This is a genomic window from Phycisphaerae bacterium, assembly GCA_019636475.1.
Classification (GTDB): Bacteria; Planctomycetota; Phycisphaerae; order UBA1845; family UTPLA1; genus JADJRI01.
This window is the reverse complement of the sequence record JAHBXN010000001.1, coordinates 590,113-603,409: the sequence shown is the minus strand read 5'-3', so window position 1 is coordinate 603,409 and position 13,297 is coordinate 590,113. Positions and strand designations below refer to the sequence as shown.

The following is a 13,297-nucleotide window of genomic DNA, read 5'->3' as shown; positions in this document are numbered from 1 at the left end:
CTACGCCTTCTGCGATGACATCGTTGCCGCGCTCGGCTCGGTCGGGTGCGCGTCCGCTTCACAACGCACCTTCGATTGGACGGTCCGAATCAGAATCGTCGATCCGCCTTTTACCATATCGTTTACCTGAACCACCGGCTCCAGCCCGATATCCGCCGGCACGATCAAATCCGTTCGCGAGCCAAACTTGATCAGCCCGATTCGACCACCACGGCTGATCGAGTCCCCCGGACTGATCTGGCAGATAATCCGTCGGGCGATCAATCCGGCCACCTGTCGAATGACAACGCGTGTGCCGGTCGGACCCACGCCGGCCCCGGATCCGAGCGGCTCGTTTGCTTCGAGAACCACCGTGTTGCATTCGTTCCGAATGCCGCACTCCGGATGGCGCGCGTCAAGAAATTCACCCGCGCGATAATCCGTCCGCAGCACCCGGCCGGAGCAGGGCGAGCGATTGATATGCACATCGAAGATTGAAAGGAAGATGCTGATCTTCAGGGCCGGACCATCGATCCACTCGTGCGACTCAACCCGGGTGATCTCCGTGATCTTCCCATCAGCGGGCGAAACGAGCGAGCCGCTTTCGGCTGGAATATCCCGTTCGGGGTCGCGAAAAAAAGCGATGGTAAATACCCACACCGCCGCGAGCGGAATCGCCGGGATCCACCACAACGCCGACCCCGAGACCGCGCCCCACGCGCACAACGCCGCTCCACCGCCGAACACGACGGTACAGACCAGCATCTCGCGTAAGCCTTGAAGCGCCAGCGGCATCGGAATCCCAAAGTCAGATTGGCAACATTCGATTGCATTCGTCTCGAAGGAACGCTGCCTGATCGGATCATATCGCCGTTCGAGACACGGGTCATCCCTGCCGCCCGGCTCGTCGCCCGCTCACATGCCGGGCGTCTATGTGACTGAATGCCGAAACCCGCTATACTGCCGAAGAAATGCGCGATTCCCTGCCGATGAGCGGGCGCGCCTGACCTGGCCAATCGCCAACGACGCTCGTTTTGTTCCACTTCCGGTGCGGAACGTTCGCGTGGCTCGGTGCCCGACATGAATGAAGCATGATTGCCCGCGTGCAATCGATTCTGAAACAGGAGTAACAGAAAAATGGCAGCAGACGCTCCAGCCGCCGTCATGACGCCGGATACATACGACTTCTTTAACGTTAAATCACTGCTCTCCGAAGAAGAACGGCAGGTCCAGGAGACCGTCGCCCGCTTCGTGGACGAAAAAGTCATTCCTATCATCGGACAGGCGTTCGAGGATCACACATTTCCGCGCGAATTGATCGCCGAAATCGCGGCCCTCGGTCTGCTCGGCTGCAACATCGAGGGTTATGACTGCGCCGGATTGAACAACGTCTGCTACGGCCTGATCTGCCAGGAACTCGAGCGCGGCGACAGCGGTGTCCGCAGCTTCGTCTCCGTCCAGGGCAGTCTCTGCATGTACCCGATTCTCACGTACGGCAGCGAAGAGCAGCGACAACGCTGGCTGCCCGGCATGTCTCGCGGAGAATTGATCGGATGCTTCGGCTTGACCGAGCCCGATGGCGGCAGCGACCCCGGAACGATGAAGACGCACGCCGTGAAGAAAGGCGGCGATTGGGTCATCAACGGCGCGAAAATGTGGATCACCAACGGAACAATCGCCGATGTCGCCATCGTCTGGGCCATGACCGACGACGGCGTCCGCGGTTTCCTCGTTGAAAAAGACATGCCCGGATACACCACGCGCGACATCCTGCGCAAGATGTCCCTCCGTGCCAGCATCACGAGCGAGCTTTTCTTCGATAACGTGCGCGTGCCACAATCCAGCATGTTGCCGAACATTCGCGGCCTCAAGGGACCGCTCGGTTGTCTCACCCAGGCTCGCTACGGCATCACGTGGGGCGCGATCGGCGCTGCCATCGCCTGCTTCCGGGAGGCGCTCGAGTGGTCGAAGGTGCGTGTCGTCTTCAAGCGACCTATTTCACACACTCAGACCATTCAGCGTCGTCTTGCGGACATGTCCCGACGCATCTCGACCGCGCAGCTGCTTTCGCTGCAACTGGGTCGGATGAAGGATGAAGGCACCATGCACCATGCCCAGGTTTCGATGGCGAAGTGGAACAACGTGCGGATGGGGCTTGATGTGGCCCGCGACGCGCGCGATATCCTCGGCGCGGCCGGAATCAGTATCGAGTGTCACTCGATTCGACACATGCTAAACCTTGAAAGCGTCATCACTTACGAAGGCACGGAAACAATCCACGAACTGATTGTCGGGAGCCAGCTTTGCGGCGTCCCGGCTTTTTGAGACATCGTTCCCGAACCCCGTTTTCGCTCGGATTCTGCATTCCCGGCGCAAAATTGCATCGATCAAAACGCGCGCAATCGCGATGAAAACGCCGTTTTCCGGGCCGCCCGCAACTGTGGCCCCGCGCCGGTGTAGAATCTGCGAGGATCATGACGCCTGTCGGTCGTATCCGATATGGATAGTGACGTCCGCATGCGGACTGGCAAGGCTTGGATCGCTGCAAGTGTTTTCATGATAATGATTTGCACGCCATGGCTGAGGCCGGTTGCGCTCTAGGAGGGCGGAGGCCTACATCGGAAAATCGATCAAATGCCCAGTTTCTCCTATGTTGCGCGTGGTTTGGACGGAGGTACGGTGAAGGGCGTCCTGGCGGCCGACACCCAGCAGCAGGTTTTGCGCGCCCTCGACGAACAGCGGCTCTTCCCTCTCGAAATCACAGAAGGCGGCATGGCGGTCAGCGGCATGACCGGCCGCAAGAAGAAGGTCAGCTCGACCAATGTGGCGGTTTTCTATTCGCAGTTCGCGGACCTGCTCCGGGCAGGCGTTCCGGCGCTACGGGCGCTCGATGTCCTGTGGAAGCAGACTTCCAACGCTGTTTTCAAAGAAATTCTGAAAGAGGTCCGCGAGGACATCTCCAGCGGTCAGACGTTGGCGGACGCGATGGATCGGCATCCCAACGCCTTCACGACACTCCATGTCGCGATGATCCGTGCCGGCGAGAAAGGCGGTTTTCTCGAGGAGGTTCTCACACGCATCGCCGTCTTTACCGAGCGACAGAACGAACTCCGCAACAAAGTCATCGGCGCATTGATCTATCCGAGCATTCTCATGACGGTGGGCGCGGGCATCGTTGTCTTTCTGCTCGTCGTCGTCGTTCCGCAGGTGAGAAAATTCCTCCAGGGCAATCTGCCGATTCTGACGCAGTGGGTCTTCGCGGCCTGCGATTTCCTCCAGATTTACTGGCCGTACGTCGTGTCGGCGATCGGCGTCCTCGGAATCTCGGTGTTGCTGGTTTTGCGGAGCGAGGGCGGCCGCATTGCATTCGATCGCATGCAGATGAAGGTGCCGATGCTCGGCGAGATACTCCGGCTCGTTGCGATCTGCCGTTTCTGCCGCATTCTCGGCACCCTGCTCAACAATGGCGTGCCCATTCTGCAATCCCTGAAAATTGCCCGAGACTCGGCCGGGAATCGCATGCTGGTGGAGGTGATTGACGACGCGACGGAGAGCGTGCGAAAAGGCGCCGCGCTGTCGGGCCCGCTGGGACGCAGCGGGCTGTTCCCACTCGATATTGTCGACATGATTGCCGTCGGCGAGGAAAGCAACAATCTCGAAAACGTGCTCGTCACGATCGCGGATTCGTATGAGAATCGAACCGCTCGGAAGATTGATCTGGCGGTTCGATTGCTGGAACCGCTCCTGCTGGTCTGCATGGCGGGCGTGGTCGCCGTGATTGCGATCGCATTGCTTTTGCCGATTCTGACCATGAGCTCGGGCGGCGCCAGGTAGTTGCCTTCGGCGATGCTCGGCTTGTCCCGAGCCGGCCTATAATATCGGCTGGAAATCCGCTGAATTTGCTGCCACAATTCGGGATGCAACGTGTATAAGGATGTGCCGATGTGAGCAGTCCGTGTCCCGCAGGGAATTGGGTCTGAACATCCGCTCGATATCGAGATCATTGTTGAAGGAGTCTGATCACCATGAGTCCGAAGCGCGTCAAACGTCGTCCGGTTCGCAAGGGTTTCACCCTGCTTGAAATTCTGCTTGTCGTCGGTCTGCTGGCCTTGCTTGCAGCCTTCGTCGTGCCGTCGCTCGTCGGCCAGGCGGATGATGCCAAGGTCAAGCTCGCCAGAGCGGCGGTCGGCTCGAACGGCCCGCTGGCCAATGCGATCAATCTCTACCGATTCAATTGCGGGAGCTGGCCGGAGGATCTGAAGTACCTCTACGAGAAGCCGGCGGATGAGGAAATCGCCAAGAAGTGGATCCAGGGCATTGAGGATCCGGGTGGATTGAAGGATCCCTGGGGGCGTGACTATCAATTCCGAGCACCGGGCGAAAAGAATCGTGACAAGTACGACCTCTGGAGCCTTGGGCCCGATGGGCTCGATGGTTCTGAAGACGACGTGACCAACTGGCAGAGTGATCGCTAGGTCGTGTTTGCACGCGCTGATCCGCCCTGGCGATGGCGCGGCTTCATGTCGGTGCCCCGCGGCCTTTCACGCCCCTTCGCGGGCGTGATTTCCTCGCGGCGGTTTCGTGATGGGTGACATGCACGAGATCTCAACATTCATCGCCTGGACGCCGCGAAGGAGAAATTGCGCCAGGACGTTACGTCGCGCCGGATTCACGCTGATCGAGATTCTCGTTGCGATTTTTCTGCTTGCGATTCTTGCTGGTCTGAGCTGGCCGCTCCTTCAGAATCAGATTGTTGCGTCCGAGCTGCCGGAATCGGCTGCGCAGATGCGCGATACGCTTTTTCTCGCGAGGACGGAAGCGATGAAAGAGAACCGGCGCGTCCGCGTACGGTTCGCGCCGAACGAGCAACATCCCTATTTTGAAATCGAGAACGACCCGATTCAGTTTCCGGGTGTCTGGGAACCGCTTCAGGCGACGTGGGCCCAGGATTCGCCGCTTCTCGGCGAAGTCCATGTGCATACCATTGAGCTGGGCCGACCGGTCTTTCTCAAGCCGATTTCGTTCGATGAGACCACCGATTCCGCAAAGAAAGACTCGGACAAGCAGGAAGGAAATGCGAATTCCGCTGATTCCGAAGTGACTATTCCGGCCATCACGAGCATGAACGAGGATGTCGAACTCGACGATCGACGTCCGATCATTCTGTTCGAGCCGAGCGGTTCGACGGATTGGGCGACGCTAAAAGTCACGAAAGTGGCACTCGACCGCGAATTGACGGAAGACGATCCCCAGCATTGGATCATTCTCGATGGTCGGACCGGTCTGGCATACTTGCGCGATCCCGTCACCGAGGAGCAACTCGCCGACGAGACCTTCTACGTTAAGCGTGAAAACCTCGAGATGCCCACTGATGCCGATGCGAGTGACCTGTCATTCGGCTTACCGGATCAGGCGGCTGCGGCCGGCGGCGGTTCGGGCGGTTTCGGCGGAGGCGGCGGATTTGGCACCGGGGGAGTCGGCGCTGGCGCCGGCGGATTTGGCGCCGGGGCGGGTCGCGGTGTTCCCGGCGGCGCGGGTCCCGCCAGCCCGGGCGGACTGGGCGGATTGCCCGGCCGCGGCGCGGGTCAGTTTCCGAACGTCGGCGGTGCGGGGGGTGTTGGCGACGGCGGTCGAGGCGACGGCGGTCGAGGCGGCGGCGGTCGCGGCGAAGGACGTGGCCAAGGCGATCGGGGTGAGGGTGGCCGCCGTGGCGGATCGGATGGCCGAGGTCCTGGCAACGATCGCGGGGGAGATCGTCCGCCGATGCAGGATCGTGGCGGGAATCGTCCAGATCCGCGGGGGTCCGGCGACGGAAAAGACGGTGAAACCGGTGGCCGCAAGGGCGATCAGAACGGGCAAACCGGGCTGAAGGAAGACCTTGAGCAGTCGAATCTTACGGACGAAGAACGCGACAACATCGACAACGCACTGAACAACAACTCCAATTCAAATTCGAATTCCGGTCAGAAAAACGACAACACGAACAACCCGCCGGACACAAAAGGCGACAACGACAACCAGAACGACAACAAGAACCCCTGATTCGAAAATGTCCGCGTCGCTGTCGCCTGCATAAGCCATATCTTTATGATTCGCTGAAAGTTAAGTCTGCCGTGCCGGCTCGAAGATACTTCCGAAAAAGATCGTCCGTTCTGCGACGATTGCCGCTCTATTGCGTACAAGAAATGGGTTCTCGCAAGGCCTCCTGAAGGCCTCTCGGACAGGGAGCGCATTCGTGGCGATTTCGTATTCTCAATCTGGGGTTTCAGTCTGCGCAGCGGGTTCTCTGAGGATCCGCGCGCGAACGCCGTCCGCCCCGGGCCCGGCTCGACGCGGCCTGGTCTTGTTGGAAGTCGTCGTGTCGCTCGGCATTCTGCTCATGGCGATTGCGGCGATCGGAATCGTGTTTCGCAATGGACAGCAAAACGTCGAACTGGCCGAGCGTCTGACGCAGGGCATGTTGATGACCGATCGGCTCATCGCCGAGATGGACACCAACTCCGGCCTGCTCAATCTCGACGAGCGCGAGCAGAGCGGATATTTCCGTGAGGGCGAGACACTCGATCGCCTCTCGTGGAAGGTGACGACGAATCCGTCGCTTCGCGTTGAGGGACTGCTTGAAATCGATATCGAGATTTTTGTCGGCGACCCGAACGCAGATACCTCAGATCGCGAATTCGTCATGGCGACGCGAATCTTCCGCGCGATACCCCGCGGAATCGATCTCGAAAACGACTTCGGACTCGAGCCGGAGCAGATTACCCAGATCACCGACGCGATTCCCGGCGGTACGCAGTTTATCGATCCGAACAACTTTGATCCGCGTGCGCTGGCATCGATGGATATGGACACGCTGATTGAACTCCTTCCGACGCTTATCGCGGCGTTCGGTGATCGGTTTGCCGGCGGACAGATTGACCAAATCATCGCCGCGCTCCAATCCGGCGACACCGGGGCACTTCAGCGCATTGCCGGCCAGGCTGGCGTAAATCCCGGTCAAATTCCGGGTGGCGGGCAACAACAGGGCGGTGGGCAACAACAGGGCGGCGGTCGGCCGCAGGGCGGTGGACAGCAAGCCGGAGGGCGCGGCGGACAGCAAGGAGGAGGTCAGAAGCCTCCGGACAATTTGCCTCGCGGCGGATTCAGACCCGGGCAGGGAGGTGGCCGCTGATGACGCCATGCCGGCACAGGCGACCCGCGAACGCATTCGGGCGGCGATTGGCCGTTCCGGTGTCTCGTGATGCGCGGCGAGATCGCCGACGCGCGCTGACGCTGCTGGAAGTGCTGTTGGCGATCGGCCTCATGGTGCTGGTGTCGTTGCTGCTGTTTTCGTTCTATGACCAGGTCATGCGAACGCGTGAGAGTTCGCTGAAGGTCACGACGGCGGGCTATCTCGCCAAGATGGTCGCTCATCAGATTGCGGAGGAGATTCGCGCTTCGAACGGTTTTGTATCGACGCTCGGTCCGGGCGTCACCGGGAAGGAGCGTTTCATCTCTTTTCAGACGGTCACACTTCCGGACAGGACGCTATTCCGACAGCGAGGCATCGAGGAACTGCCTCCACCGGCCGAGTGCGACATCCGGCAGGTTCAGTACTACCTCGCCTATGACCAGGAAGACGAGAGCTACACCTATCCCAACGGTACGACCGGCAAGGCTCCGCTGGGGCTTGTGCGCCGCGAGGTGAAGACCCACTTTCAAACGGCGCTGTTTGAGAAGGATGAGAACTGCGTCAGCCTCGATCTGGTTTCGCCTGAGTTGAAGTTCATCCGATTCCGCTACTACGACGGTGTGGATTGGCTGGACCGATGGGACCTTGGCTTGCAGCCTGAGGGGAAGATGGGGAACTCCCTTCCGCAGGCGATCGAGATCACGGTCGGCTATCAGGAAGTCCCTCCGCCCGAGGAAGAAGAAGAGGAGGATCCGCTCAAGTTTGATCTAACTCCCTCCGAGCCAGATCCTTACACGCGTGAAGCCTATACGATCATGGTGCGTTTGCCGCAGGCGGACACGTTCATGGGATCGCGGCTGATGCGTGCACAAAAGATTACCCGCACGCGAGCGAGCGGAGGCAGCGGGTCAGGCAGTTCCGGCAGCCGGTGATGGGCTGGCTCGGTGGTTGTGATTTATTGTAATATTATGTACCAAAGGCATTTAAGTATTAGTTGTTTTCGTCGTAAGGTCGCCAGGCGCGGCCTCATGCTGGTCGTCGTTCTGGTGATGGTTGCGCTGCTGTCGCTGCTGGCGGCTGGATACACGCTGATGGTTCGCGCGTATCTGGACGGAATGACGACCGAGATTCGGCAGTTCAAGATCAGGCAGGCGGCCAACTCCGGTGTCCAATCGGCGGTTGTGACTCTTCGTTATACGCGCGGTGATCTGGATAGCTGGTTTAACAGCCCCGAGCGTTATCGTGCATTTCTGGTTTCGGGTCCCGAAGGCAAGGATGCCGAATCGGTCCAGCAGAAGGCCGTCACCGGCGAGGTGAAGAAATATGATCCGACGCTGGAGGAGGCGTTCCGATTCAGCCTGATCGCCCCGGACCTGAATGATCCCAATCGCGTTCGCTATGGCATCACGGATGAATCGGCTCGAATGGACCTGAACTCTGTCACCGGTGATCAGCTTCGTAGACTACTGCAGCGGGTAGTACCGGTGAACACGGACTTTCCCGTGAACATCGATGTGCTGGTCGATTCATTCCTGGATTGGCGCGAACCGGGCGATGAGCCTCGTCCTAATGGCGCAAAGAACGAGTACTACGCCACTTTGATTCCTCCGTATCGCGCCAAAGGCGCTGCATTTTCTTCGGTGGAAGAGTTGCTCCTCGTGCGGGGTTTTTCGACGTGGGTGGTGTACGGCGAGGATTACAACCAGAACGGGCTACTTGATCCGAACGAAGATGATGGCAATGAGTCGTTTCCGCCGGACGACGGCAACGGCGTTCTCTATCGCGGCATTGCTCCGTTCTTCACGGTCTGGTCGCAGGAATCGAACACATCCGGCGATAATCGCCCGCGCATCAATCTCAACATGCAGGATCTGGACAAGCTTCAGGAGAAGCTTGAACAGGAAATCGACGGCGACATTGTCAGTTATATTATCTCGGTTCGATCGGCGGGGATCCGTTTTAACAGTGTTATGAATCTGCTTCCCGCGCCACCGCTGGAGGCGCAGTTGGCGGAGCAGGAGGCCACTTCACAGCCGGATGATCAGTCCCCGCCTGAGCAGGGTGCACCCCAGTCGCCAGCACAGGCGGACGGGGAAGATCCGACATCTCAGCCATCCGAGGAAAACCGTGAAGATTCGAGGCCTGGTTTCGCCGATCAGGATGGGTCGGATCCCGAGTCCGAGAATCCGCCGACGAGCGCTCCAAGCGGAGAGAATCCGCAGCGCCCGCCGGCTGCCCGCGCACCCGTGTACGCGAACCTGACGGACGAGGAGCCGCCGGGTTCTTACGAGGATTTGCCGTTGCTGCTGGACCGTCTGTCGGCGTCACCGTCACCGATCCTGAATGGTCGCATCAACGTGAGCACTGCGCCCCGTGAAGTACTGGCAATGCTTGAGGAACTGAGCGATGAGGATGTGGAAGCGATCGTGACGGCACGTGCGAATCTGGACAGCGCGACGAAATCGTCGCCGTCATGGCTGGTTTCGCAGGGCGTGATCAGTGAATACAAGTTTCGCCGGATCCTCGACAAGATCACGACGAAGTCGTCTGTTTATCGAATCGAGGCGGTTGGGTTTGCTGACAGTCTTGGTATTGTGGAGCGGTTCATGGTGATCCTGCAGATGCGCGGGCCGGTTCCGCAGGTCATGTATTACCGAAACCTGAATCCACTTGGCATGGCGTATCGTCCGCACGGCGACGAATTGCGCGGCGCGCAGGACAAGTCCAAGTAGGGATCGAGCCGCGAGAGGCGGACCGGCGAATTGAAGGGGGCTGAGCCGAACTGATGGCACTGACAGGGAAAAAACTTCTGGCGGTTGACTGGGACGCCCGCGATCTTCGGATGGCGATGGTTCGCGTCAGGGGCGATCGTCTTGATCTGGTGAAGGCGGTCTCGGTTCCGATTCCGCCGGATCTGGCGGTTGACAATGCGGAGTTGCTCGGAGCATTCATTCGGGAGGCGATGAAGCAGTCCGGCCTGTCCGCGAAGCACGCCCTCATGTCGATCCCGCGCAACCAGGTCGTACTTAACCGGCTGGACCTGCCGCCGATGCCCGCGGATGACCTGCCGGCTTCGATTCAGTTTCAGATCGTGAAGGAACTGCCGTTTGCCGCGGAGCAGGCGACCATCGATTTCGCCTTCGCGCTGGGGCATGATCCGAAACAGGCCTGTCAGCCGCTGGTCGCGGCGATTCGCAATGAAGACCTTGAATTCTATCAGCGGGTCGCGCGTGAAGCGGGACTGACCATCGAGCGACTGGGTCTGCGGCCGTTCGCGAACCTGCGCGCGGTGATGGGCGGCCTGCCGGAACTGGCGGCGCACTCGGTGCTGGTTGTGGATGTCGGTCCGACGCACACTGAGATCGATGTGATCGATCGAGGGACTCTGGCATTTTGTCGTGCCGCGCAGTTGACATTGCCTCGGATTGACGCGGTCGGCGCGGACCGTGTGAAGGATAGCCGCATCACGGCGCTGCCTCTGCTGGATGCGGAACAGGACGAACTGACGACGGAAGCCGTCGGCAAGCTGCTGGTTGATGTCATCCGCTCCTACGAGGCTCACCGCGCGACGGCGCCGCACACGAGCGTTGATCAGATCGTGGTCTGCGGCTCGACCGGGCTGGAGGCAGAGCTGGCTCAATCCCTGGCCGCACGATTTGCCGCGAAGGCGCAACTGTTCTCGCCGGATCGCCTGCTCGACTTGTCGCCGCAGCGTGCGAAGGAGCTGCGCGGATTCTCGTCGGTGATCGGCATGGCCGTGAGCGAGGATCGGCCGGCGCTGGAGGCATTTGATTTTCTGCGACCGAAGAAGCCCGTCAGCAAGCGAACGAAGCGCCTGAAGAAGGCGCCGGTCGCGATTGGTGCGGCGATTCTGGTCATCGGCGCCGGCATCTGGGCACATATTCGCTTTGTGCTTCCGGCGCGTGCGAGCGCCGAGTCGGTTCGAAGGAGCGTCGAGCGCAAGCAGAGCATCGAGAAACCGTATCTGGAATTCATAGCGCAGGCCAACGCGCTTCAGGAATGGAAGGCTTCGGAGCAGTACTGGCCGGACGTGGTCGCTGAACTGTCGCGTGTGTTTCCTTCGGATCAACTGGCGTGTGTGGATCGCCTTGATTTGGATATGCGCAGCGCCGGTCGCACGGGGGGGCGAATCGCGAAGCTGGCCATGAAGCTCCGCGTGGCAGAATCAGGAACGGTTAATGCGATCAGCGAATCCCTGCGGTCGCTTGGATTCAAGTCGGTCGAGCCCGGGTCGGAAACGCCCCGCGGCCTGAAGGATCTCTCGGAAATCTATCGATTCGACACGAGCGTTCGAGCCGAACTGCCTCCGCGCGAGCCGCGCAACTGGGACGACGTGGATACGGACGACGCGGATGCGGCGATTGAAGCGGAACCGGATTCCAACGCGGCGCCTTCCGGCGACAACTCGAACGAGAATCGAGGTGGGGAGCCTTCGCCGGCGCGCCTGGACGTTCGATCGGCAACCGACGCGCACGCCGCGTCCCCAGCGGCTTCCCCGGTGTCGAATGGTCGATCGATCGGCCATCAAGGGGGTGTCCGATGAACCCTCGTGAGAAACGACTGGCCGCGATTTTCGGCGTATTCCTCGGCGTGCTGGGCGTCTGGTCGATGATCAACTGGCTTTTCATCGGCGAGATCAAAAAGGCGCACCAGCTGCGCGAGAGCTACAGCGAGCGTTACAACAAACTGAAGCGGCTCGAAGATGAAAAACACCGCGTGGAGAAAGTCTGGCTTGCGGATGCGGCGCGGACATTTTCATTCAACGAAACGCTCGCGAAGGACATGCTGCAACTTGAATTGAAGCGAATCGCCCTTCGTCATGGGTTCGATTCTCCGAACGTGAAGACCGCGATGGGCATCCGCATCGGGGTGAAGACTCAAATCAAGTCGCCGGCCGCGAGCGTGACGCTGATTGGTGATTATGTCAAAGTCATGGCATTTGTTCGCGATATCTATCGCGCCCCGTTTCTGTGCCAGATTACGAATCTGGCGCTCACGCCGCTCGGGCCGCGATACGGCCGGAACAATGTGAAACTCGACGTGACGGTTGAGACGCCGGTGCTGCCGGAGCGAATCAAAGACATCACGTTCGCGGAAGCGCCCCGGACAATTCCGACTGATCCGGCCGAGCCGCTCGCGTCGGTCCGGCAGGATGTCGCGCCCGATTGGTACTACGCGATTTTCGACACACGGAATCTGTTCCGCGAGTTTGTTCCCGCGCCGACCAACGTCGTTCTTCTGGACAACCAGGACCGAAAAATGGTCGGAATCAAGGGCGTATTTTCCTTCGATGGCAAGGAAGAAACGCAATTTCAGAAGGGTGTCGGCGGTAACAGTCAGGTGCAGGTCGAAGGCAAGGGCGATGTGGTGGAACTGACCATCGCGTACGCCGACGGCCATTCGGAGGGTCCGATTCGTCACGAATTCAAAACGGCCGGTCCGTGGGCCTACAAGGTGGCGTCTCGAACGCCGCCTGAACCGCCGAAGATCGTGAATCTCGCCGTACAGAATACCAACGCTGAAGAGGTTCTGCTGAATATCGTGGTTACAACGGAAGACGACAAGCAACTTCGGCCACCCACCATGCTGATCGAGGCGAATCAGACGATCGACATTGGCGAATGGCGGGCGAAGCAGATTCAGGTGAGTGCGACGTATCGATCCCGCAAGCCTGCACCGGGTGGAACGTACATGCCTTCTGACACCAAGCAGACGCTGACGATTCCACCGGAGCCGGAAGAACCGGTCTATGTCGATACGAACCAACCGCCGCCCGAGGATGCCCCGCCGGATGATCAGTACAAAGTCGCGGGTCTTTGGACCTATCGTGACGTTCAGGAAATGATCGTGGTGGGCGGAACGGGTCGGCGCGTGATTACTTTGGCCGACGAGGGCGCTGTGGATGGCGGCACGCTGCGCGCGGTTCATCCGCTGGGCGGCGTGGTGTATATGCCGGCGACCGGAAACTACTACCTGTATCCGCTTGGCAAGACTTTCGGCAAGCGGGTCTGGCTCAATGTGGAGAGTGAAGAAGGTCTTGCAGATGCGATCGATGCGTGGTCGCGGACGCGAAGCGCGTCGGCTGCGGCGCAATAAGTGTAAGACTTGGGGCGGAATCGAATGATG

At 59.9% G+C, this 13,297-nt stretch carries 10 protein-coding genes; 9 read left to right on the top strand and 1 reads right to left on the bottom strand.

What is annotated here, in order from left to right:
- A complete protein-coding gene (locus KF841_02350; protein ID MBX3394187.1) occupies positions 1-774 on the bottom strand; it encodes a phosphatidylserine decarboxylase family protein in 774 nt (257 codons plus the stop codon).
- Positions 775-1,143: 369 nt separating this feature from the next.
- Between KF841_02350 and KF841_02345 the strand changes: the two genes are divergently transcribed.
- From KF841_02345 to KF841_02305, 9 genes are all read left to right on the top strand, one after another.
- A complete protein-coding gene (locus KF841_02345) occupies positions 1,144-2,304 on the top strand; it encodes an acyl-CoA dehydrogenase family protein (GenBank protein MBX3394186.1) in 1,161 nt (386 codons plus the stop codon).
- A 309-nt stretch (positions 2,305-2,613) separates the two neighbouring features.
- Positions 2,614-3,813, top strand: coding sequence for a type II secretion system F family protein (locus tag KF841_02340; protein MBX3394185.1), 1,200 nt, complete (start codon positions 2,614-2,616; stop codon positions 3,811-3,813).
- A gap of 191 nt (positions 3,814-4,004) precedes the next feature.
- Entirely contained in the window at positions 4,005-4,454 is a 450-nt protein-coding gene (gene gspG, locus KF841_02335; protein MBX3394184.1) for a type II secretion system major pseudopilin GspG, read from the top strand.
- A gap of 118 nt (positions 4,455-4,572) precedes the next feature.
- Entirely contained in the window at positions 4,573-6,021 is a 1,449-nt protein-coding gene (locus KF841_02330) for a prepilin-type N-terminal cleavage/methylation domain-containing protein (GenBank protein MBX3394183.1), read from the top strand.
- Positions 6,022-6,337: 316 nt separating this feature from the next.
- Positions 6,338-7,150: a hypothetical protein gene (locus tag KF841_02325; GenBank protein MBX3394182.1), complete on the top strand. Its 813-nt coding sequence runs from the start codon at positions 6,338-6,340 to the stop codon at positions 7,148-7,150.
- Entirely contained in the window at positions 7,150-8,082 is a 933-nt protein-coding gene (locus KF841_02320; GenBank protein ID MBX3394181.1) for a hypothetical protein, read from the top strand. The genes KF841_02325 and KF841_02320 overlap by 1 nt, the downstream gene beginning before the upstream one ends.
- 96 nt (positions 8,083-8,178) lie before the next feature.
- Complete coding sequence (locus tag KF841_02315) at positions 8,179-9,882, top strand: general secretion pathway protein GspK (GenBank protein ID MBX3394180.1); 1,704 nt, start codon at positions 8,179-8,181, stop codon at positions 9,880-9,882.
- Between the two features lie 53 nt (positions 9,883-9,935).
- Positions 9,936-11,714 carry a pilus assembly protein PilM gene (gene pilM, locus KF841_02310; protein MBX3394179.1) on the top strand — a complete coding sequence of 593 codons (1,779 nt, stop codon included), beginning with the start codon at positions 9,936-9,938 and terminating at the stop codon, positions 11,712-11,714.
- Complete coding sequence (locus KF841_02305; protein MBX3394178.1) at positions 11,711-13,267, top strand: hypothetical protein; 1,557 nt, start codon at positions 11,711-11,713, stop codon at positions 13,265-13,267. Before pilM ends, KF841_02305 begins: the two co-directional genes overlap by 4 nt.
- Positions 13,268-13,297 lie beyond the last annotated feature (30 nt).